19 protein-coding genes are annotated in these 22,744 nt (G+C 60.6%); 11 read left to right on the top strand and 8 right to left on the bottom strand.

Going from position 1 to position 22,744, the window contains the following annotated elements; translation table 11 throughout:
- The first annotated feature begins 10 nt into the window (after window positions 1-10).
- Window positions 11-631 (top strand): RNA-binding protein, encoded by a 621-nt coding sequence (locus SM764_RS04635; protein WP_274831714.1) that lies wholly within the window; start codon window positions 11-13, stop codon window positions 629-631.
- A gap of 8 nt (window positions 632-639) precedes the next feature.
- A complete protein-coding gene (gene infB, locus SM764_RS04640; RefSeq protein ID WP_065272080.1) occupies window positions 640-3,126 on the top strand; it encodes a translation initiation factor IF-2 in 2,487 nt (828 codons plus the stop codon).
- Between the two features lie 506 nt (window positions 3,127-3,632).
- Here the strand turns inward: infB and mutT are convergent.
- Genes mutT through SM764_RS04655 form a run of 3 tightly spaced genes read right to left on the bottom strand, consistent with a single transcriptional unit; the run spans window position 3,633 to window position 6,110 of the window.
- Window positions 3,633-4,031, bottom strand: a complete 399-nt coding sequence (gene mutT / locus SM764_RS04645) for an 8-oxo-dGTP diphosphatase MutT (RefSeq protein ID WP_065272081.1) — start codon at window positions 4,029-4,031, stop codon at window positions 3,633-3,635.
- Entirely contained in the window at window positions 4,028-5,254 is a 1,227-nt protein-coding gene (argJ, locus tag SM764_RS04650) for a bifunctional glutamate N-acetyltransferase/amino-acid acetyltransferase ArgJ (protein ID WP_369001162.1), read from the bottom strand. Before argJ ends, mutT begins: the two co-directional genes overlap by 4 nt.
- A gap of 4 nt (window positions 5,255-5,258) precedes the next feature.
- On the bottom strand, window positions 5,259-6,110 hold the full coding sequence (locus SM764_RS04655; protein WP_274831711.1) for a peptidylprolyl isomerase: 852 nt from the start codon (window positions 6,108-6,110) through the stop codon (window positions 5,259-5,261).
- 178 nt (window positions 6,111-6,288) lie between these two features.
- Here SM764_RS04655 and secA point away from each other — a divergent pair, with 178 nt between their 5' ends.
- The 3 genes from secA (at window position 6,289) to SM764_RS04670 (ending at window position 11,725) form a co-directional block, all read left to right on the top strand.
- Complete coding sequence (gene secA / locus SM764_RS04660) at window positions 6,289-9,015, top strand: preprotein translocase subunit SecA (protein ID WP_369001163.1); 2,727 nt, start codon at window positions 6,289-6,291, stop codon at window positions 9,013-9,015.
- Window positions 9,016-9,217: 202 nt separating this feature from the next.
- A complete protein-coding gene (locus SM764_RS04665) occupies window positions 9,218-10,147 on the top strand; it encodes a hypothetical protein (RefSeq protein WP_369001164.1) in 930 nt (309 codons plus the stop codon).
- Between the two features lie 24 nt (window positions 10,148-10,171).
- Window positions 10,172-11,725 carry a substrate-binding domain-containing protein gene (locus SM764_RS04670; RefSeq protein ID WP_274836071.1) on the top strand — a complete coding sequence of 518 codons (1,554 nt, stop codon included), beginning with the start codon at window positions 10,172-10,174 and terminating at the stop codon, window positions 11,723-11,725.
- 21 nt (window positions 11,726-11,746) lie between these two features.
- Here the strand turns inward: SM764_RS04670 and radC are convergent, their stop codons facing one another.
- From radC to dnaK, 3 genes are all read right to left on the bottom strand, one after another.
- The gene (gene radC / locus SM764_RS04675; protein ID WP_490363067.1) at window positions 11,747-12,520 is read right to left on the bottom strand and encodes a RadC family protein; all 774 of its coding nucleotides are present in this window, start codon (window positions 12,518-12,520) and stop codon (window positions 11,747-11,749) included.
- Between the two features lie 128 nt (window positions 12,521-12,648).
- The gene (gene dnaJ / locus SM764_RS04680) at window positions 12,649-13,803 is read right to left on the bottom strand and encodes a molecular chaperone DnaJ (protein WP_065272088.1); all 1,155 of its coding nucleotides are present in this window, start codon (window positions 13,801-13,803) and stop codon (window positions 12,649-12,651) included.
- A gap of 82 nt (window positions 13,804-13,885) precedes the next feature.
- Window positions 13,886-15,805, bottom strand: coding sequence for a molecular chaperone DnaK (gene dnaK, locus SM764_RS04685; RefSeq protein ID WP_065272089.1), 1,920 nt, complete (start codon window positions 15,803-15,805; stop codon window positions 13,886-13,888).
- 211 nt (window positions 15,806-16,016) lie between these two features.
- Here dnaK and SM764_RS04690 point away from each other — a divergent pair, with 211 nt between their 5' ends.
- Window positions 16,017-16,619, top strand: coding sequence for an alpha-ketoglutarate-dependent dioxygenase AlkB family protein (locus tag SM764_RS04690; RefSeq protein WP_369001314.1), 603 nt, complete (start codon window positions 16,017-16,019; stop codon window positions 16,617-16,619).
- On the opposite strand, the gene SM764_RS04695 is transcribed toward SM764_RS04690, so the two are convergent.
- The gene (locus SM764_RS04695) at window positions 16,591-16,875 is read right to left on the bottom strand and encodes a hypothetical protein (RefSeq protein ID WP_369001165.1); all 285 of its coding nucleotides are present in this window, start codon (window positions 16,873-16,875) and stop codon (window positions 16,591-16,593) included. The genes SM764_RS04690 and SM764_RS04695 overlap by 29 nt on opposite strands.
- Window positions 16,875-17,696, bottom strand: a complete 822-nt coding sequence (locus SM764_RS04700; RefSeq protein WP_369001166.1) for an ABC transporter permease — start codon at window positions 17,694-17,696, stop codon at window positions 16,875-16,877. Before SM764_RS04700 ends, SM764_RS04695 begins: the two co-directional genes overlap by 1 nt.
- Before the next feature lie 121 nt (window positions 17,697-17,817).
- Here SM764_RS04700 and cysQ point away from each other — a divergent pair, with 121 nt between their 5' ends.
- The 5 genes from cysQ (at window position 17,818) to SM764_RS04725 (ending at window position 22,592) form a co-directional block, all read left to right on the top strand.
- Complete coding sequence (cysQ, locus tag SM764_RS04705; RefSeq protein ID WP_274831707.1) at window positions 17,818-18,615, top strand: 3'(2'),5'-bisphosphate nucleotidase CysQ; 798 nt, start codon at window positions 17,818-17,820, stop codon at window positions 18,613-18,615.
- Entirely contained in the window at window positions 18,615-19,415 is an 801-nt protein-coding gene (locus SM764_RS04710; RefSeq protein ID WP_369001167.1) for a 3-deoxy-manno-octulosonate cytidylyltransferase, read from the top strand. Before cysQ ends, SM764_RS04710 begins: the two co-directional genes overlap by 1 nt.
- A 187-nt stretch (window positions 19,416-19,602) precedes the next feature.
- Window positions 19,603-20,496 carry a UTP--glucose-1-phosphate uridylyltransferase GalU gene (galU, locus tag SM764_RS04715; protein WP_368948562.1) on the top strand — a complete coding sequence of 298 codons (894 nt, stop codon included), beginning with the start codon at window positions 19,603-19,605 and terminating at the stop codon, window positions 20,494-20,496.
- A gap of 66 nt (window positions 20,497-20,562) precedes the next feature.
- Window positions 20,563-21,546: a UDP-glucose 4-epimerase GalE gene (galE, locus tag SM764_RS04720; RefSeq protein WP_368948561.1), complete on the top strand. Its 984-nt coding sequence runs from the start codon at window positions 20,563-20,565 to the stop codon at window positions 21,544-21,546.
- 2 nt (window positions 21,547-21,548) lie between these two features.
- Window positions 21,549-22,592, top strand: a complete 1,044-nt coding sequence (locus tag SM764_RS04725) for a glycosyltransferase family 2 protein (protein ID WP_368948560.1) — start codon at window positions 21,549-21,551, stop codon at window positions 22,590-22,592.
- Window positions 22,593-22,744: the final 152 nt, after the last annotated feature.

The following is a 22,744-nucleotide window of genomic DNA, read 5'->3' on the forward strand; positions in this document are numbered from 1 at the left end:
GAGACGCTGAATGGCTCGCGGAGGCGCCGAAAAAGACCGGTCAGACGGCCCGGAGCGAAAGTGCATCGCAACAGGTGAGATCCAGCCCAAGCAGGGTCTCATCCGGTTCGTGATGGGCCCCGACGGGCAGGTCGTTGCGGATGTGTTCGGTAAACTCCCCGGTCGGGGTGTTTATGTGACCGCCAGCCGTTCTGCGTTAGATACGGCGGTAAAGAAGAAACTCTTCGCCCGTGGCTTCAAGGCCCAGGTGAAGGTGCCCGAAGACCTTGCAGACGAGGTGGAGCGGCAGGTTCTGCGCCGTCTCGTTGATCTGATCAGCCTGGCCCGCAAGTCGGGTGATGCGGTCGGCGGCTATGAAAAAGTCAAGGATTGGCTGCTGAAGGAAGAGGCGAGTGTGCTGATTCAGGCGGCTGACGGATCCGGGCGTGGAAAGTCGAAACTGAGCACGCCGCACCGGGGGAACTATATCGGTTGCCTCTCTGCGGATGAGCTGGGGATGGCATTTGGGCGTCAAACTGTGATACATGCGGCGCTGGCCTCTGGTGGACTCAGCAAACGTGTTGTAGAGGAAGCGCAACGATTGCAGGGTTTGCGCGAAATGGTGGGCGGCAAGGGCCGCACGGAAGGATAAAGAGCTTTATGAGCGATAGTGACGGCAAAAAGACATTGGGTTTGCGTGGTGGTTCCCGGCCTGGGAACGTGAAACAAAGCTTCAGCCATGGGCGGACCAAGAATGTCGTAGTGGAAACCAAGCGCAAACGCGTTGTGGTTCCCAAGCCGGGTGCGGGTAAAGGCGGCAGTGGTGCGTCTCCCGCGACGGATGGATCCCGTCGACCTGCCGGCATCACCGACGCGGAAATGGCCCGCCGCCTGAAGGCGCTGCAGGCTGCCAAGGCGCGTGAAGTCGAAGAAGCCGCGCAGCGCGAGGCCGAGGAAAAGGCCCGTGCCGAAGAGCGTGAGCGCCGCCGCGCCGAGCAGGAAGCCAAGGAACGCGAACAGCGCGAAGCCGAGGAAAAAGCCCGTCGCAAGGCGGAAGAGGAAGAGCGTAAGCGCCTCGAAGCTGAAGAAGCGGCCAAGCGTGCAGCAGCGGCTCCGGCAGCAGAGCCGGAGAAGGCAAAATCTGCCGGTCCCGCCGCAGGTCGTTCTGCGGCCAAACCCGCAGCCCAGGCCCCGCGCAAAGCCGACCGCGAACGCGAAGAGCGTGGCCGTGGTGGCAAAGGCCGCGATCAGGGCCGTCGTTCCGGCAAACTGACACTGGGTCAGGCAACCGGCGAAGGTGGCCGTCAGCGGTCCATGGCCGCAATGAAGCGCAAGCAGGAGCGCGCGCGTCAGAAGGCAATGGGCACCGTCGAGCGTGAAAAGGTCATCCGTGACGTGCAGCTGCCGGAAACCATCGTTGTTTCCGAGCTGGCAAACCGTATGGCGGAACGCGTTGGTGACGTGGTCAAATCGCTCATGAACATGGGCATGATGGTCACTCAGAACCAGTCGATCGACGCCGATACGGCTGAACTGATCATCGAAGAATTCGGCCACAAAGTTGTCCGCGTTTCCGACTCTGACGTCGAAGACGTGATCAAAGAGGTCGAGGACAAGGAAGAAGATCTGCAGCCGCGTCCGCCGGTGATCACCATCATGGGTCACGTCGACCACGGTAAAACCTCGCTGCTGGATGCGATCCGCGATGCGCGGGTTGTGGCTGGCGAAGCAGGCGGTATCACCCAGCACATCGGTGCGTATCAGGTGACCACCGATAGCGGTACCGTACTGAGCTTCCTCGATACGCCGGGCCACGCGGCCTTCACCTCGATGCGCTCTCGCGGTGCTCAGGTGACGGATATCGTGGTTCTGGTTGTGGCTGCCGACGATTCGGTCATGCCGCAGACCATCGAGGCGATCAACCACGCTAAGGCTGCCGGTGTTCCGATGATCGTGGCGATCAACAAGATCGACAAACCTGCCGCCGATCCGAACAAGGTGCGTGCCGAGCTGCTGCAACACGAGGTGATCGTGGAAGCCATGTCCGGCGACGTTCAGGACGTGGAAGTGTCCGCCGTGACCGGCCAGGGTCTGGATGAACTGCTGGAAGCCATCGCGCTTCAGGCGGAAATCCTGGAACTGAAAGCCAACCCGAACCGTGCCGCCCAAGGCGCCGTGATCGAAGCACAGCTGGACGTGGGCCGCGGTCCGGTTGCCACTGTTCTGGTTCAGAACGGTACCCTGCATCAGGGCGACATCTTCGTTGTGGGTGAGCAGTACGGTAAGGTCCGTGCGCTGATCAACGACAAGGGTGAGCGCGTCAAGGAAGCCGGTCCGTCGGTTCCGGTCGAGGTTCTGGGTCTAAACGGCACGCCCGAAGCGGGTGACGTGCTGAACGTGACCGAGACCGAGGCACAGGCCCGCGAAATCGCGGAATACCGCGAGCAGGCCGCCAAGGACAAACGCGCCGCAGCCGGTGCTGCGACCACTCTGGAACAGCTGATGGCCAAGGCTAAGGAAGACGAAAACGTCTCCGAACTGCCGATCCTGGTCAAAGCAGACGTGCAGGGCTCTGCCGAAGCGATCGTTCAGGCGATGGAGAAGATCGGCAACGACGAGGTGCGCGTGCGCGTGCTGCACTCGGGTGTTGGTGCCATCACCGAAACCGATATCGGCCTGGCCGAAGCTTCCGGTGCGCCGGTCATGGGCTTCAACGTTCGTGCCAATACTTCGGCCCGTAACACTGCCAACCAGAAGGGCGTCGAGATCCGCTATTACTCGGTGATCTATGACCTTGTGGATGACGTGAAAGCGGCGGCCTCTGGCCTGCTGTCGGCCGAGATCAAGGAAAACTTCATCGGCTACGCGACCATCAAGGACGTGTTCAAGGTCTCCAACGTCGGCAAGGTTGCCGGCTGTCTGGTCACCGAAGGCGTTGCCCGTCGCTCGGCTGGTGTGCGTCTGCTGCGTGACAACGTTGTGATCCACGAAGGCACGCTGAAAACGCTGAAGCGCTTCAAGGATGAAGTCGCAGAGGTTCAGTCCGGTCAGGAATGCGGTATGGCCTTTGAGAACTACGAAGATATTCGCGCAGGCGATGTCATCGAGATCTTCGAGCGTCAGGAAGTTGAACGTAAGCTCGACTAAGGCGCTGCGACACTCAGAAACAGTCAAAACCCCGGCCTCTGTGCCGGGGTTTTTGCATCTTTGAGGTGGTGGGAGGTCTAGTGCCCGCCAAAACGGCTGAGGGCAGCCGCCGGGCTGCCCTCTATTGCCGTGAGTGATTGGTCTTCAGTGTGCCGCGAAAATCGGTGGTATTCGGAGGCGTTCTGCCGCGCCTACCGGCACCCCGTTGCGGTCGTTGATGTGTGCCTGCATGAACCTGTCCCGGACCAGAAAACATGTGCCCAAATAGGTCCACTTGTTGTCTGATCCTTCGTCAGGGAGAAGTTCAAAAAGGTTCACTGCTAGATAGTGTAACCAGTTTTTGACAAATTGGTTAACAAAATCTTGACGACATGTGCCAAAGCTACAATGGCTAGTGTTTCTACCGACAAATCTCCAATATCCGGTAGTAAATTGCGTCCGGATTGGAGGGGAAGTTGGGGGTATGCAGAGGGCAACCCGCCGGGCAGACCGCCAGTTTTTGAACGCTACAGCCAATCCCGCAGGATCGGAATCAGCGGAATATCGGCCGGAGGCATCGGGTAATCACGCAGCTCTTGCGGCCGCGCCCATTTCAGAACCTGGCCTTCCCGGGCCTGCGGAATGCCCTCCCATTTGCGGCATGCAAACAGCGGCATCAGCAGGTGAAAATCTTCATAGCTGTGGCTGGCAAAGGTCAGCGGCGCCAGGCAGGATTGCCAGGTGTTGATGCCCAGCTCCTCTTCCAGTTCGCGGATCAGCGCCACTTCGGGGGTCTCCCCGGCTTCAACCTTGCCGCCGGGGAATTCCCAAAGCCCGGCCATGGATTTGCCTTCGGGGCGCTGCGCCAGCAGGATCCGCCCTTCGACGTCGATCAGGGCCACGGCCGAGACGAGAACCGTTTTCATGACCGGTAATCCGCGTTGATGGTGATGTATTGATGGGTCAAATCGCAGGTCCAGACCGTTGCCGCGCCATCGCCAAGACCCAGATCCACCTTGATCGTGATCTCGTCCTGTTTCATTTGCGCGGCGCCGTCCTCTTCCTTGTATGAGGGCGCAACCCAGCCTTTTTCGGCCACCAGAACATCGCCGAAGGAGATCGACAGCAGGTCCCGGTCCGCCGCAGCGCCGGATTTTCCGATTGCCATCACCACGCGGCCCCAGTTGGGGTCCTCACCCGCGATTGCGGTTTTCACCAGAGGCGAATTGGCAATCGCCAGCCCGTGGGTCTTGGCATCTGCGTCGCTTTCGGCGCCGGTCACCTGGATCTCGACGAACTTCGTAGCGCCTTCCCCATCGCGGACGACTTGATGCGCCAGATCCAGCATCACGCCCTCCAGCGCCTGCTCAAACTCCGGGTTCCCGGTTGCATCAACGCCCGATGCGCCGGTCGCACAGAGCATCAGGCTGTCCGAGGTCGAGGTGTCGCTGTCTACCGTGATGCAGTTGAAGGTCCGGTCACAGATTTTGGCCAGCTGCGCCTGCAGCGCGCTTTGCTCGACCTTGGCATCGGTGAAGATATAGACCAGCATGGTCGCCATATCAGGCGCAATCATGCCAGATCCTTTGGCGATCCCGGCGATGTTCACGGTCTGCCCGTCGATGGTGACCGTGGCGCCAGCGCCCTTGGCAAAGGTATCGGTGGTCATGATGGCGGCGGCTGCTGCTTCCAGCGCATCGGCATTCAGCCCATCATTCAGCTCGGCGATCTTGGCGACGATCCGATCATGCGGCAGCGGTTCACCAATCACCCCGGTCGAGGCGGTAAAGACGCGCCCCGCGGGTGCCCCAGTGATGCCGGAGACGGCGGCGACGATCTCTCCCACCGAGGTTTGCCCGTGATGACCGGTAAAGGCATTGGAATTGCCCGAGTTGACCAGAATAGCGGCACTCGCCGAAGGATCTGCCCCAAGTTTCTCCTGACAATCGCGCACAGGTGCAGATCGCGTCTTGGAGCGAGTGAACACCCCGGAAACCGTGGTGCCCGGATCCAGTACCGCCAGCATCACATCGGTCCGGTCCTGGTATTTTACACCAGCGGCTGCGGTGGCGAACCGCACGCCTTTGATCGTGGGAAGATCGGGAAATCCGGCCGGAGCCAGTGGAGAACGGGGCAGAGGTTTTGCCATCGGATCAGTTCCTTACCAGGCCAAGATCTTTAATCATCGCGGGGTCCAGCCCTTCGATCTCGGGTCGTTCGATGGTGGCCTCAGCGGTCAGTGCGTTGACGCGATCTTCGACGGCGCGTGTCCGCAGTTCCTGCTCCAGCTCGCCGCGCACTTCGTCAAAGCTGGGCGCGGCAGATTTGCGCCGTTCGCGCAGCAGGATCACGTGCCAGCCGAACTGGGTTTTCACCGGATCAGAGATATCCCCCGACCGCATGGCAAGTACAGCCTCTTCGAATTCGGGAACCATACTACCCAGCCCGAACCAGCCCAGATCTCCGCCGCTTGGCCCGGAGGGGCCGGTCGACCGCGCCTTGGCAGTGGTGGCAAAATCGGCGCCGTCTTCCAGCTCCATCTTGATCTTTTTGGCTTCTTCTTCGGTTTCCACCAGAATGTGCGCCGCGTGGAATTCATCGCCGCCATCGCCGGTAGAGTATTTACGGTCATAGGCCGCGCGCAGGGCTTCCTCACCGGTTGCGTTGGCCATCACCATTTCGATGACATCAGCGGCCAGCAACGCCCGGCTTTCGTTTTCGACCGACAGCTCCACGTAATGGGGCACTTCGCCATGCAATTGCTGTTTCAGCGCCGTCTGCTGGATCAGCTGGTCCAGAATGGCGTTGTACAGCACCTCGTCCGGCAGTTGCTTGTATTGCTGTGGCAGGTTTTCACGGGCCATGATCATGTGACCCAAGGTGATCTCTTCGCCGTTGACTGAGGCCACCACGGTATTGGCATGCGGTGCGGCCTGTACCGACAAAGGCAGCGCCATTACGGCCGCGGTTGCCGCGCCTCGCAGAAAAGTGAGACCTTTCAGCATTCAATTCTTCCTATTCCCGGGCCGCAGCATGGCGCGGCGTTGACACTTATATGCCTGCCGCTTACATCGCCTAAGGGCCAATGGCAGGACCGTCGTTTCCACCTTTGTTTATGGGTTGCGGGCAGGGCGGGCAAGCCTGCCTTAGGTCAGAAGCCATGACAGGACCGTGGGAGAGCACATGCTGGGTATCGGAACACTCGCCAAAAAGATTTTCGGCACACCGAATGACCGAAAAATCAAGGCGACGCGGCCGCTGATCGCAAAGATCAACGCGCTGGAACCCGAATTCGAAAAGCTCAGCGACCAGGGTCTGATCGAGAAAACCGAAGAGCTGCGCAAACGCGCGCTGGATGGTGAAGCCCTCGACGCTCTGTTGCCCGAAGCCTTTGCCAACGTACGCGAAGGGGCCCGCCGGGCGCTGGGTCTGCGGGCCTTTGATACGCAGCTGATGGGCGGTGTCTTCCTGCATCAGGGCAATATCGCCGAGATGAAAACGGGTGAGGGTAAGACACTTGTCGCCACTTTCCCGGCCTACCTCAATGCGCTGACCGGTAAGGGCGTGCATGTGGTTACGGTGAACGAATACCTGGCCAAACGTGACAGCGAATGGATGGGCAAGGTCTTTGAACAGCTGGGCATGACCACAGGCGTGATCTGGTCCGGTCAGCCCGACGATCAGAAGATGGCCGCCTACCAGTCCGATGTGACCTATGCGACCAACAACGAATTGGGCTTTGACTACCTGCGCGACAACATGAAGCCCAGCCTAGACCAAGTGTTCCAGAAGTATCACAACTTTGCCATCGTCGATGAGGTCGACTCGATCCTGATCGACGAGGCACGTACGCCGCTGATCATTTCCGGCCCGGCTGAAGATCGCTCCGAGCTTTATACCACCATCGACACGGTGATCCCGCTCTTGAGCGAGGAACACTACGAGATCGACGAGAAGACCCGCGGTGTGACCTTCACCGAAGAGGGCAACGAATACCTTGAGCAGAAGCTGATCGAACGCGGCCTGCTGGAAGAGGGGGCCTCGCTCTATGACCCCGAAAGCACCACCGTGGTGCACCACGTCAACCAGGCCCTGCGCGCGCATAAACTGTTCCAGCGTGACAAGGACTACATCGTGCGCGATGGCGAGGTTGTGCTGATCGACGAATTCACCGGCCGCATGATGGCCGGGCGCCGCCTGTCCGAAGGCCTGCATCAGGCCATCGAAGCCAAGGAAGAGGTGCAGATCCAGCCCGAGAACACGACGCTGGCTTCGGTGACCTTCCAGAACTATTTCCGCCTTTATGACCGCCTGTCGGGCATGACCGGTACTGCCATGACCGAAGCCGAGGAATTCGCCGAGATCTATGGTCTGGGCGTGGTCGAGGTTCCGACCAACCGGCCGATTGCACGGGTGGACGAGGACGACCAGGTCTACCGCACCGCGATGGAAAAATACCGCGCGATGATCGAAGAGACCAAGAAGGCCCATGCCAAGGGGCAGCCGGTTCTTCTGGGCACCACCTCGATCGAGAAATCCGAACTGCTGAGCCAGATGCTGCAGCAGGAAGGCATCGAACACAACGTGCTGAACGCGCGCCACCACGAGCAGGAAGCGCAGATCGTCGCCGATGCCGGGCGGCTTGGTGCGGTGACCATCGCCACCAACATGGCTGGCCGGGGTACCGATATTCAGCTGGGCGGCAACGTCGACATCAAGGTGATGGCCGCGCTTGAGGCCAACCCCGATGCCGATCCTGCCGAGCTACGCGCCGCCGAGGAAGCCAAGCACGCCGAAGAAAAGCAGAAGGTTCTGGACGCGGGCGGCCTGTTCGTGATGGCCTCTGAACGCCACGAAAGCCGCCGTATCGACAACCAGCTGCGCGGCCGTTCGGGCCGTCAGGGTGACCCGGGCCGTACACGGTTCTATCTCAGCCTCGAAGACGACCTGATGCGGATTTTCGGGTCCGAGCGCCTCGACAAGGTGCTGTCCTCGCTGGGCATGAAAGAAGGCGAAGCGATCATTCACCCCTGGGTGAACAAATCGCTGGAACGTGCCCAGGCCAAGGTCGAAGGCCGCAACTTCGACATGCGCAAGAACGTGCTGAAGTTCGACGACGTGATGAACGACCAGCGCAAGGTGATCTTTGGCCAGCGCCGTGAAATCATGGCGGCAGAGGATCTGTCCGAGATCGTCAATGATATGCGTCACGAGGTGATCGACGACCTGATCGACACTTACATGCCGCCCAAGACCTACGCCGAACAGTGGGACACCGCAGGCCTTCAGGCTGCTGTGCTTGAAGGGCTGGGCATCGACGCGCCGGTGGCCGAATGGGCTGCCGAGGAAGGCGTCGACGACGAACAGATCCGCGAACGGCTTGAGGTCGCAAGCGATGCGCTGATGGCGGAAAAGACCGAAGCCTTCGGTCCGGAAAACATGCGCAACATCGAAAAGCAGGTGCTGCTGCAGACCATCGACGCCAAGTGGCGCGAACATCTGCTGACGCTGGAGCATCTGCGCTCGGTCGTGGGCTTCCGCGGTTATGCGCAGCGTGATCCGCTGAACGAGTATAAGAACGAAAGCTTCCAGCTGTTCGAAAGCATGCTCGACTCCCTGCGCGAAGACGTTGCCAAGCAGCTGAGCCGCGTGCGTCCGATGAACGAAGAAGAGCAGCGCCAGATGATGATGGAAATGGCAGCCCGCCAGGCCGCCATGCAGCAAATGGCCTCCGCTGGCGGCGCACCTGCGCCTGCTGCAGAAGGCGAAGCTGTTGCTGAACTCGCGGAAGAGCCCGCGCCCGGATTTGTCGAGGATGATCCCGAAACCTGGGGCAACCCGTCGCGCAATGACAAATGCCCCTGTGGATCGGGCAAGAAGTTCAAACATTGCCACGGGCGTCTGGCCTGAGATACGCCTGCATCCCCGGTTGAACGCCAGCCGTTTTGACCGGGGATCGGCCCCTGATTTGGCCTGACCGCACGCGGGGGCCATTCAGACAGAGATATTAAAATTCTCTTTATTCTGCCCGAATCTCTCCCGCAGGCGGCCACAAACTAGCCGCCTTTCCCATGCTACACTTCCTTAACCTATCCAGGGTGTGGAGTGTGTGATGATGGACAAACGTATCTTGATCTTGAGCAGCGGAACCGTGGCCTGTGCGCTGGGGATCGGCTTTTTCATGCAGCAGTCCGCCGCTCCGCGTATCTATGAAACACCGGAGATCAGTGCCGCGTCGGTGCAGGTCCCGGCCGATCCGGATCTGTCCGAGCTGACCATCGAGAACATCACGCTGACCTCGGTTCCGCACGAAGATCCGGCGCCGCAGCAGGCAGAGACCGTGCAGGCCGAAGCGGTCGTCGCCAAGGATGACTGCGCCCTGTCGGTCGCAGCTAATGCACTGCCCGGTGCCATGGTTAAACTCGACGTATCCGCGCCCTGCCAGGCGGGAAAGCGGCTGACGGTGCATCATCAGGGCATGATGTTCACGGTAGCGCTGGATGATGCGGGCCATCTGACACAAGAGGTGCCAGCCCTGGCCACTTCGGCGGTATTCATCATCGAGCCGCAGGACGGGATGGCCGAAGTCGCGGTGGTACCGGTGCCGGACCTTTCCGAAATCGACCGCGTCGCGCTGCAATGGACCGGCAACAGCGGTTTTGAAATTCATGCCCGCGAAAACGGCGCCGACTATGGCGCGCCGGGGCATGTCTGGCATGGTTCTGATCCGGCCTCTGGCATGGGCCATATGGTGCGGCTGGGTGATGACAGCCAGTTGGCGCCGCGTCTGGCCGAGGTTTACAGCTTCCCGCGCGCCGCCGAACAAGCCGGTGAAACGGTGGAAATCAGCGTCGAGGCAGAGATCACCGCGATCAACTGTGGCCGTGATGTTGAGGCGCAGGCCCTGACCCTGCATCGGGCTGGCGGGCAGAGCAAATTGCAGACCCGTGACCTGACGCTGGCAATCCCCGATTGCGCGGCCAAGGGTGACTTTCTGGTGTTGAATAATCTGTTGGAAAACCTGAAAATCGCCTCCAACTGATCCGCATTCATTCCAGGATTTCTCATGGCTTTCTTTCGTGCGGCGATTTGCGCCGCACTTCTTCTGTCCGGAACTGTCACATCGCTGGCCGCCCAGGATGTCACGCTGTCTTCTCCCGATGGGGCCGTGGAAATCACCGGCAACCTGTTGGGATTCGACGGAGAATATTACCGCGTCGACACCAAGTTCGGCGAGTTGACCGTCGACGGATCCGGGGTCAGCTGTGACGGGCCGGGCTGTCCCAGCCTGTCGGATTACGTGGCAGAGATCACTCTATCGGGGTCCTCGACCATGGCAGAGGTCCTGCTGCCCGCCCTGATCGAAGGGTTTGCCCTGCGCAACGGCTACCAGACGCGCCGCGATCCGCTGCCCGGCGACAATTTCGAATATGTTCTGCTGCGCGGGGATCGTCCCGCCGCCCGGTTCGATTTTTTCGTCAGCAATACCGACGAAGGCTTTGCTGATCTTCTGGCGGATGAGGCCGATATCGTCATGGCGCTGCGGGAAATCCGCCCGGCCGAGCGCGAACACGCGCAGGCGGCTGGCATGGGGGATATGACGGGCCCGTCGCGTAGCCGGGTTCTGGCGCTTGATGCGATGGTGCCGCTGGTGTCGCCGGAAAACCCGGTGCAGCGTATCTCTCTGCCGCAGCTGGTTGCGATCCTTTCCGGTGAGATCACCAACTGGTCCGAGCTGGGCGGCGCCGATGCACCGATTTCCCTGCACCTGCCGGTCGAAGGCTCCGGCCTGGCCCAGGCGGTTGAGGACAAGCTGCTGGCCCCGGCCAAGGCGACATTAATGCCTGATCTGCGTCGCCATGACCGGCACAGCACGATGGTGCGCATGGTTGCCACGGACCCCTTCGCACTCGCTATCGGCAGTTTTGCCAATACGGGCACCGCGCGAGCGCTGACCCTGACCGGGCCATGTGGGTTCTCCCTGCGCGCGACGCGCCGGTCGATCAAGACTGAGGATTACCCGCTGACCTCTCCCATGTTCCTTTACCTGCCGGAACGACGGCTGCCCAAGGTGGCGCGGGATTTCCTCAGCTACGTGCGTGGTCCCGGCGCGCAGATTGTGATCCGCAGGGCGGGATTCGTCGATCAGGCGCCGGAACGCGTGTCGATCGCTGCTCAGGGGGACCGGCTGGCCAACGCGATAGAGGCGGCAGGGCCAGAGGTGGATCTGGAAGAACTGCAGCGGCTGACATCTACTCTGCGCGGGCTCCAGAGGCTGACAACATCCTTCCGGTTTGAACCGGGTTCAACCCGCCCTGATGCCCAGTCCCGCAGCAATATCGAGCAATTGGGCCGGGCGCTGGAGGCCGGGATCTACGATTCGCACAGGTTGCTCTTCGTCGGCTTCTCCGACGGAGTGGGACCGGCTGAGACAAACCGCAAGATCGCCATCAAGCGGGCCAATGCGGTGCGCGATGCGGTGGCGGCAGCGGCAGAGACCGCCAATCTCGACCGGGTAGAGATCGACGTGGCTGCCTTTGGTGAGGCTCTGCCCATGGCCTGCGATGACAGCGCCTGGGGCCGCGAGGTGAACCGCCGGGTCGAAGTCTGGGTACGCTGACCCCTGCGGTGGGTGCCAGAGCTACAGATACCCGTGGCTGCGAAAGCTGAGTTCGGATGATTTTCCGATGATCAGGTGATCGTGCAGGGTGATGTCAAGCGCGGTCAGGGCGTTCTCAATGGTTGCGGTCATGCTGATATCGCTTTCCGAGGGGGTCGGATCGCCCGAGGGGTGATTGTGCACCAGAATCACAGCGCTGGCGTTCACCTCCAGCGCCCGTTTGGCGACCTCGCGCGGGTAGACCGGCACATGATCGACGGTGCCGCGGGCCTGTTCCTCATCCGCGATCAGCACGTTCTTGCGGTCCAGGAACAGCACCCGGAATTGCTCGACTTCAGAGTGGGACATGGTGGTGTGGCAGTAGTCCAGCAGCGCATCCCAACTGGATAGCACCTGCCGCTGCATGATGCGGGAACGCGCCATTCGGTGGGCGGCGGCCTCCAGCACCTTAAGGTCGGTGATCACCGCTTCGCCGATGCCTTTCACCCGCAACAGGCGCTCTGCCGGGGCGGTGATGACCCGGTTGAAATCGCCAAAGGTATCCATCAGTCGGCGTGCCAGCGGTTTGACGTCCTGACGCGGGATAGACCGGAACAGTATCAGCTCAAGCAGCTCATAATCTGGCATGGCTGCCGCGCCGCCCTCCATGAACCGCAGGCGCAGCCGGGCGCGGTGATCCTTGATATAGGACGGTAGGCGTCCGGCAGGCACCAGCGCATCGCGCGCTTCGTCACTGCAATCAAACAGTGGCAGGGTCTTGTCCCGGAATGCGCCAGCTTTCACCACGATCACCATCGTTGAAGGTATCAGGCCTGTCCTCGGTATTAAGGGCCAGCGCAGTGGGCTGCACAAAGTAAAAACGCCCCACGAGGGGGCGTTTTTGCGATGGTATTCGACCCGAAAGCCGGGGAGGGTTCAGGGGCTTACCCCTTCATTCCGTCCCAGAAGCTTTTGACCGAGGAGAAGAAGCTGCGGGATTCCGGGTTCGTGTTCTCTTCCGAGAGATCTTCGAACTCGCGCAGCAGTTCCTTTTGTCGGGAGGTCAGGTTGACCGGTGTTTCCACGGCCAGCTCGATGAACATGTCACCGGGGCTGCCGCCACGCAGCGCGGGCATACCCTTGCCGCGCAGGCGCATCTGACGGCCCGACTGGCTGCCTTCGGGGATCTGGACGCGTCCACGGCCGCCGTCGATGGTCGGCACCTCGATGGCACCGCCCAGGGCAGCTTTGGCCATCGACACGGGCACCCGGCAATAAAGATTGTTGCCGTCGCGTTCGAACAGGTCGTGCGGTGAAACCTCGACAAAGATGTAGAGGTCGCCCGGAGGCCCGCCGCGCAGGCCCGCCTCGCCTTCGCCCGCCAGACGGATCCGTGTGCCGGTTTCCACGCCCGCCGGAATATTCACCGACAGCGAGCGGTCCTTTTCCACGCGGCCATGGCCGTGGCAGGTTTTGCACGGGTTCTTGATGATCTGGCCCAGGCCCGAACAGGTCGGACAGCTGCGCTCCACCGTGAAAAAGCCCTGTTGCGCACGGACCTTACCCATGCCCGAACAGGTCGGGCAGGTGGTGGGTTCGACCCCACCTTCGGCACCGGTTCCCTCGCAGGAGGTACAGGCGACCGAGGTCGGAACCTTGATCGTCTTGTGCAGCCCGGAGAAGGCCTCTTCCAGGGTGACGCGCAGGTTATAGCGCAGATCCGCGCCGCGCGATGCGCGCTGACGCCCGCCGGCCTGGCCACGGCCCCCCATGAAATCGCCAAACAGGTCGTCGAAGACATCGGAGAAGGCAGAGGAGAAATCTCCGCCGCCCGGATGGCCGCCACGGGGACCGCCGCCACCGCCCATGCCGTTTTCAAAGGCCGCATGACCATAGCGGTCATAGGCTGCCTTCTTCTCGGCGTCCTTCAGAACCTCGTAGGCCTCGTTGGCCTCTTTGAACTGCGCTTCGGCATCCGGGTTATCGGCATTGCGATCCGGGTGCAGTTCCTTGGCTTTCTTGCGATAGCCTTTTTTGATTTCCTCGGCGGTGGCGCCTTTGGCCACCCCGAGAATGTCGTAATAGTCGCGTTTTGACATCGGTTTACCCCTTCTGCCTCAACGTAAAACGGGCCAGTCCGGGGTCCGGACCGGCCCGAGGGTCAAGCCAATGATTCAGACCTTAGCGCTTGTCGCCGTCCAGGTCTTCGAATTCGGCATCCACGATGTCGTCGTCGCCCGGGCCGCTGGCTTCGTCAGCGGCTGTGGGTTCTTCTTCACCTTCTTCAGCCTGCGCCTTGTAGATCGCTTCGCCCAGTTTCATCGCCGCTTCGGTGACGTTCTGGATGCCAGCCTTGATCTTCTCGGCGTTGGCTTTGTCGCTTTCCAGGTCGTCCTTCAGCGCGGCAACCGCCAGTTCGATCACTTCGACGGTGGACGGGTCCACCTTGTCGCTGTGCTCTTCGAGCGACTTCTCGGTCGAATGGATCAGGCTTTCGGCCTGGTTCTTCGCTTCGATCAGTTCGCGGCGTTCCTTGTCCGCCTCGGCGTTGTCCTCGGCGTCCTTGACCATCTTTTCGATGTCGTCATCGGACAGACCGCCCGAAGCCTGAATGGTGATCGTCTGCTCTTTGCCGGTCGCCTTGTCCTTGGCGCCGACCGAAACGATACCGTTGGCGTCGATGTCAAAGGTCACTTCGATCTGCGGCATGCCGCGCGGTGCCGGTGGGATGTCCTCGAGGTTGAACTGACCGAGCATCTTGTTGTCGGCAGCCATCTCGCGCTCACCCTGGAATACACGAATGGTCACGGCGTTCTGGTTGTCTTCCGCGGTCGAGAACACCTGCGACTTCTTGGTCGGGATGGTGGTGTTGCGGTCGATCAGGCGGGTGAAGACACCACCCAGGGTTTCGATACCCAAGCTCAGCGGGGTCACGTCGAGCAGAACAACGTCTTTCACGTCACCCTGCAGAACACCGGCCTGAATGGCGGCGCCCATGGCAACCACTTCGTCCGGGTTCACACCCTTGTGCGGCTCTTTACCGAAGAACTTGGTCACCTCTTCGATGACTTTCGGCATCCGGGTCATACCACCGACCAGAACCACCTCATCAATGTCGGACGCGGACAGACCGGCGTCTTTCAGAGCTGCGGCGCAGGGCTTCATCGAAGCCTTGATCAGGTCGCCAACCAGGCTTTCCAGCTTGGCGCGGGTCAGTTTCATGACCATGTGCAGCGGCTGGCCCGAGGACGGATCCATCGAGATGAACGGCTGGTTGATTTCGGTCTGCGAGCTGGAGGACAGTTCGATCTTGGCTTTTTCAGCGGCTTCTTTCAGTCGCTGCAGGGCCATCTTGTCCTTGGTCAGGTCGACCTGGTGCTCTTTCTTGAACTGATCTGCCAGGTAGTTGACGATGCGCATGTCAAAGTCTTCACCACCGAGGAAGGTGTCGCCGTTGGTCGACTTCACTTCGAACAGGCCGTCGTCGATTTCCAGAATGGTCACGTCGAAGGTACCACCACCAAGGTCATAAACCGCGATGGTCTGGGTGTCTTCCTTGTCGAGGCCATAGGCCAGCGCGGCGGCTGTCGGCTCGTTGATGATACGCAGGACTTCAAGACCGGCGATCTTGCCTGCGTCTTTGGTGGCCTGACGCTGTGCGTCGTTGAAATAGGCAGGCACGGTGATGACGGCCTGGGTCACTTCCTCACCGAGGTAGGACTCCGCGGTCTCTTTCATCTTGCCGAGAATGAAGGCCGAGATCTGGCTCGGCGAATACTTCTCACCCTTGGCTTCGACCCATGCGTCGCCATTGCCGCCGCTGATCACGTTGAACGGCAGGTTTTTCTTGTCTTTTGCCAGATCCGCATCGTCAAACCGGCGGCCGATCAGGCGCTTGACGCCGAAGATGGTGTTGTCCGGGTTGGTGACGGCCTGACGTTTGGCGGGCTGGCCAACCAGACGCTCTTCGTCGGTGAATGCGACGATGGACGGAGTGGTGCGGGTCCCTTCGGCGTTTTCAATCACGCGCGGCTGCGAACCATCCATGATGGCAACGCAGGAGTTGGTGGTCCCGAGGTCGATCCCGATAACTTTGCTCATTTTCGATCCCTTTTCTTTTCAAGGCGATTTCCCGAGACCTGGACCCGTTTTGGCATCCAGACCCCGATTTCGGTGCCAGGAGGTCTGCATCTCCCGGCGTCACGGCGTATATAGGGAGCGGAATTTGCCCCTGCAAGCGCCTGAACGCGTCGAGAAAGACGATTCAATGCGCTTTTTTGCATGGGCCGTGGTTAAGAATGGAATAACGGCGATGAGCAAGCTGCGCCTGCGCGGGTTCGAGATTTACAAAAGCCATCTGACCCCCGATGCGCAGCGGAACCTGATCGCGGCGTTGCGCCCGGTTCTGAAGGCGGCGCCGCTGTTTTCGCCTGTGGTGCCTGGAGGCGGGCAGATGTCGGTGCGCATGACCTCGGCTGGGGCGTTCGGCTGGTATTCCGACGCCGAGGGCTACCACTACGCTCCAAAGCACCCGCGCGGCAGCGACTGGCCCGCGATCCCAGAACCGATTCTCGACATCTGGCGGGAACTGACGGGGTTGGAGCGTCTGCCCGATTGCTGTCTTATCAACTACTACGGCGAAGACGCGCGCATGGGTCTGCATCAGGACAAGGACGAGGCGGATTTCTCCTATCCGGTTGTGTCCATTTCCCTTGGTGATGACGGTCTGCTGCGCCTTGGTAATCCGACACGCGGCGGCAAGACGGATTCGCTCTGGCTCAATTCCGGCGACGTGGTGGTCATGGGCGGAGAGGCGCGGCTGGCCTATCATGGGGTGGACCGGATCCGGTTCAAGTCTTCGCGGCTCTTGCCCAAAGGTGGGCGGCTCAATCTGACGCTGCGCGTTGTGACTTAAAGCGTTGGGCCAGGTCTGGGGCTGCGTCTTCCAGCCAATGTACGTCGGCGCAGGCTGCCACAGCTGCCCCTGCGGCGCTGTTGAAACGGCGATCACCAAAATAGCCGATGGAGAACCAGCCACGTCCGTCTTCGGGTTCGCGCCGGAACAGGTCAAACCCGAACGAGCCATCATCCCGCCGGAAGATATCGACGCAGATGCTGTTGGTGCCGTCAGGCAGGTTGACCGAAGCAAGAACGTGGTGTGGGTGCGCCACTATCGGCGCGCGCTCCAGCTGAGCGAGACGTGGCGGCGGGTGTAGAATTCACCCATTAGGCCGATCATCACTAGCACCAGCCCCACCGAGGCGGCGTATTGCCATGTGCTGTGGTGGGGATTGTAGTTGATGAAGACATAGCCGCGCGACTGGTCGATGCAGTGGAACAGTGGGTTCCAGTCGAACATGGCCAGCATGAAGGTCGGCAGGGTATTGGCGAGGAACATCTTGCCCGAGGCGATCATGTTGGCGCGCTGGTAGATCATCGAGAAGATACCAACGAGGCTGGGCGCCCAGGGCTTCATCACCAGAAAGACAAGCCCGACCGCCGCGCCAGTGAACCAAGCCAGCAGAACCATACCAAAGGCGCCGATGGGTTGTTCGATATGCACCGGGGTAAAGGCGACGTGATAGACGAACAGGATGATCAGCAGCGACAGCACCTGAATATAAAGCGAGCCAAGCGCCGCTGACAGGATCGCCACCATGGTGTTCATCGGCGCGTGCTGCATCATCGGGCTGCTGGGCCCCTCTGCGCCGGCGACGGCGCTGACGGTTTTGGTATGGGTGAGGAACAGGAAGATCCCCGACAGCACATAAAGCAGAAAGTCGCCGCGAATGGCAGAGCCGCGCATGCCCAGAACCGCGAACATGATGTAAAAGGCCGCGACGAACAGAACAGCCTGCAACAGGTTGAGCCCCAGAGCGATCAGCGCGTTGTTGTGTTTCGACCGTACGCTCCGCACGACCGAATGAAAGACCACCTCGCCCATGGCGATGAGTCCGGAAACCGACGTTTTTTGCGTGCGAACCTGAAACATGTGGCCTGTAATCTGCGTTTGTTGCGGATTGGGGGACGGGCTGCTTGCCGTTCCAAAACAGAGCCACCATAAGGGGGCGCAGGAAAATTTTCAATTAACCCCTGGTCTGGGAGACGCCGAATTGACCTATGAAGAGCTCGTACCCGTGATCCGCCGGCTGGCGATCGAAGCCGGCAACAAGATCATGGAGATCTACAATTCGGATGATTTCGATGTGAAGGTGAAATCGGACGACAGCCCCGTCACCGCCGCTGACGAGGCCGCGGATGCTCTGATCTCTGCAGGTCTTCGCGCGGCGTTCCCGGACATGATGCTGGTCACCGAAGAGCAGAGCGCCTCGCACAAGGAACGCGGTGACACCTTCCTGATTGTCGACCCGCTGGATGGCACCAAGGAATTCATTCACCGCCGCGGCGATTTCACCGTGAACATCGCGCTGGTGGAAAAAGGCGTGCCGACCCGCGGCGTCGTCTATGCCCCGGCCAAGGAGCGCATGTTCTTCACTCTCGCTGATGGCTCTTCGGTAGAGGAAACCGGTGCCTTTGACCCTGAGACTGTTGGAGCCACATCTCCGATCCGCGTTGCCTCCAGCGACAATGCGGCGCTGATGGTGGTGGCCTCGAAATCGCACCGGGATCAGGCGACCGACGACTACATCAACAAGTACAGCGTCAAGGACATGAAGAGCGCGGGCTCTTCGCTTAAGTTCTGCCTCGTGGCCACCGGCGAAGCGGATCTTTACCCCCGCGTGGGCCGCACCATGGAGTGGGATACAGCGGCCGGCCACGCGGTCCTGTCGGGTGCAGGTGGCAAAGTGGTGCGTTTCGACGATCATTCCCCCCTTGTTTACGGCAAAGAGGGCTATGCGAACCCGTTTTTCATCGCTTACGCTCCGGGCGTTGAATTGAAAGAGGCCTGATGTCTGTCCTGATCGTCATCCCCGCGCGCTACGCGTCGACACGCTATCCGGGCAAGCCGCTTGTGGAATTGACCGGAGCCACCGGTGAAAAGCAGACCCTGATCGAACGATCCTGGCGGGCGGCCTGTGCTGTCGATGGGGTCGACCGGGTCGTTGTCGCGACGGATGACGACAGGATTCGCAGCGCGGCAGAAGGTTTTGGCGCCGAGGTCGTGATGACCTCGGAAAGCTGCGCCAACGGCACCGAGCGCTGCGCCGAGGCCCATGCGGCGCTGGGCGGCGGTTACGAGGTCGTCGTGAACCTTCAGGGGGATGCGCCGCTGACGCCGCATTGGTTCATCGAAGATTTGGTCAAAGCTCTGCGCGCAGCCCCGGGCATGGGGTTGGCGACGCCGGTGCTGCGCTGTGATGGCGCAACGCTCAACAGTCTTCTGGCAGATCGGCGCGCGGGTCGCGTCGGTGGCACCACTGCAGTCTTCGCGGCGGACCACAGCGCACTCTATTTTTCCAAAGAAGTGCTGCCTTTTTGTGCAAATGCCTATAAGGATGGCGAAAATACGCCAGTTTTCCACCATGTCGGCGTCTACGCCTACCGTCCCGACGCACTTGCCGCCTATCCTGATTGGCAGACAGGGCCGCTGGAAACCTTGGAAGGGCTGGAGCAGCTTCGTTTTCTTGAAAACGGTCGCAAGGTTCTGTGTGTCGAGGTCACCGCGCGGGGGCGCGAATTCTGGGAGCTGAACAATCCGGAAGATGTGCCCAGGATAGAGGAGATGATGTCTCGAATGGGAGCGGCCTAACCAAAGGGTGGCCAACGGGAGGTCTCTGAATAGGGGTAAAACATGGCCCAATGTCATCAAAAACCCTTTTTTTGGTGTTTTTGTATAGGGTGAAACGGACAGGGATTGCGCAGCAGGTGAAGTGCGCGACCCTGTGGGGCCGGAACCAGTGAGGGCAGTATGCCCCGAAAATAATTGAGAGAACACCATGCGTAAAAAAGTAACGAAGGCGATTTTCCCTGTGGCGGGTCTGGGTACACGGTTTTTGCCTGCGACCAAATCGGTGCCCAAGGAAATCATGACGCTGGTGGATCGCCCCCTGGTGCAATATGCCATCGACGAGGCTCGCGAGGCGGGGATCAAGGAATTCATCTTCGTGACCTCGCGCGGTAAGGGGGCATTGGAAGACTATTTTGACCAGGCCCCGATATTGGAGCAGGAACTGCGCAAGAAAGGTAAGGATGCGCTGCTCGAAACTCTGAAGCACACCAATATGGAAAGCGGCGCCATCGCCTACATCCGCCAGCATCAGGCCCTGGGTCTGGGCCATGCGGTCTGGTGCGCGCGGCGGCTGATCGCCAACGAGCCCTTCGCGGTAATCCTGCCCGACGATGTGATCGCGGCGGAAACTCCCTGTCTCAAGCAGATGGTTGAGGCCTATGCTGAAACCGGCGGTAACATGGTGGCCGCAATGGAAGTCGCGCCGGAGAAGGCTGGTGCCTACGGTGTTCTGGATGTGAAGAACGACATGGGATCGGTGGTCGAGGCCCGTGGCATGGTCGAAAAACCGGCTATGGGCGAGGCGCCCTCTAATCTGGCGGTGATTGGCCGTTACATTCTGGAGCCCTCGGTGCTGCGCAATCTCAACAAGATGAAGCAGGGTGCGGGCGGAGAGATTCAGCTGACCGACGCCATTGCCCAGGACATCCAAAAAGATGTGCCTGTTTATGGCTATCGCTTCCGCGGCCAGCGCTTTGATTGCGGTTCCAAGGCAGGTTTCCTGCAGGCCACTGTCGCCTTTGCCCTGGGGCGTGAGGAATTGCGGGATGAGCTGCTGCAGTATATCACCGAAATCGCTCAGGTCGGACAGGCTGCCGAGTAGGATACACTGGCCAGCCTCTGGTTTTGAGACCGGGTAATACAGGATCGAATTAGGGGTATACGGACAGTGGCAAATGTTCTGGTGACCGGCGGTGCCGGCTATATTGGCTCGCATGCATGTAAGGCGCTGAAGGCGGCGGGGTGTACACCCGTCACTTATGACAATCTGGTCACCGGTTGGCAGGACGCGGTCAAATTCGGCCCGTTTGAAAAGGGCGACCTTGCGGATCGTGCTCGTCTCGACGAGGTATTCACCACCTATCAGCCGGTCGCGGTGATGCATTTTGCGGCCCTTAGTCAAGTCGGGGAGGCGATGAGCCAGCCAGGCCGCTACTGGGCCAATAACACAGGTGGATCCTTGAACCTGATCGAAGCCGCGGTTGCTGCCGGGTGCCTTGATTTCGTATTCTCCTCGACCTGTGCCACCTATGGCGAGCACGATAACGTGGTGCTGGATGAAAACACACCGCAGCTGCCGCTCAACGCCTATGGCGCCAGCAAACGCGCGGTCGAGGATATCCTGAAGGATTTCGGTGCCGCCTATGGGCTGCGTTCGGTGATCTTTCGCTATTTCAACGTGGCTGGCGCCGATCCCGAGGCGGAAGTCGGCGAATTCCACCGTCCCGAAACCCATCTGGTGCCGCTGGTGCTGGATGCGATCGACGGCAAGCGCGATGCGCTGACCATCTTCGGTACTGATTACGACACTCCCGATGGAACCTGCATCCGCGACTATGTGCATGTCTGCGATCTGGTGGATGCCCATGTTCTGGGCCTTCAGTGGCTGAAGGATGGCAAGGGCAGCCAGATCTTCAACCTCGGTACCGGCAGCGGGTTTTCGGTGCGCGAGGTCATGGACAAGGCTGAAGAGGTCACCGGCAGCAAGGTACCTTGCACCGTGGGGCCGCGCCGGGCGGGCGATTGCACCAAACTGGTGTCGGGATCGACCCGGGCGATCACAGATCTGGGCTGGAACCCACAGCGTTCCAGTCTTGAGATAATGATCGCTGATGCCTGGAAATGGCATCAGACGGGCAATTACGAGGCCTGAGCATGGAGCCGCTCCGCCCCGCCGCCGAGATGCCGGATATCGGCTGGCGTGCGGCCTACCGGATGCGGTGGAAACGGCGGCGGCTTCTGTGGCGCTCCTGGCGCTCTCGTCACCAGCTGAGCCTGTTGCGCGATCAGACAGCGGCAATCGGGGCAGAGGACATTCTGGCCTTTGTTGTGCTGCGTAACGAGGCGACGCGGCTGCCGTATTTCCTGGACTATTACCGGCGCCTCGGCGTCGGGCACTTCCTGATCATCGACAACGGCAGTGATGATGGCAGCGCAGAGATGCTGCGGCAGCAATCCGATGTCTCACTCTGGCAGACTTCCGCGGGCTACAAGGCCTCCCGCTTTGGGCTAGACTGGCTGACCTTCCTGCTGATGACCTATGGCAGGGATCACTGGTGCCTGACGGTGGATGCGGATGAACTGCTGACCTATGGCGGCATTGCCACCCATGATCTGCGTGCGCTGACCGAACTGCTGGACCGCAGCGGGCAGGTCGGGTTTGGCGCCATGATGCTGGATCTTTATCCGCGCGGGCCGCTGAATCAGGTCAGCTACAGGCCGGGTCAGAACCCGCTGGAGGTTTTGCAGTGGTTCGATGCGGTGCCTTACCGTGCGGTCCGGCAGCACCCGATGGGAAACCTGTGGCTGCAGGGCGGCGCGCGGGAGCGGGTGTTCTTTGCCGGGGAGCCACATCGCTCTCCGACGTTGAACAAGATCCCGCTGATCCGCTGGAACCGCCGCTACGCCTATGTCAATTCGACTCATGCGGCGCTGCCGCCGGCGCTGAACGCCCTATACGACGGGCCGGGCGGGCCGCAGCCGTCGGGCGTGCTGCTGCACACAAAATTCCTGCCCGAAATTGTCGCAAAATCGGCAACAGAAAAGCAGCGAAAACAGCACTTCCATACGCCCGAGGATTTCGATCCTTATTACGATCACCTGACCTCGGCCCCGGACCTGTGGTTTGAGAACGCTTTGAAATACACGGGGCCAGAGCAACTGGCCGATCTGGGGTTGATGCGGGCGCCCGAGTGGTAGGGTGTGAATTACCCGAGTTCGGTGGTGCGTGTAGCCCCCGTAACTGTTTCTAAATTCGTTGTTAATAGAATCGGCGCGTGACATATTGCGCGCAGGCAGTCGCGCGCCGGGGCGTGCCCGCGCGGGTCATACGGGGTCGGAAACAGACGGAT

Origin of the sequence: Pseudophaeobacter sp. 1A16562 (assembly GCF_041008785.1) — a bacterium.
GTDB classification, from domain to species: domain Bacteria; phylum Pseudomonadota; class Alphaproteobacteria; order Rhodobacterales; family Rhodobacteraceae; genus Phycobacter; species Phycobacter gallaeciensis_A.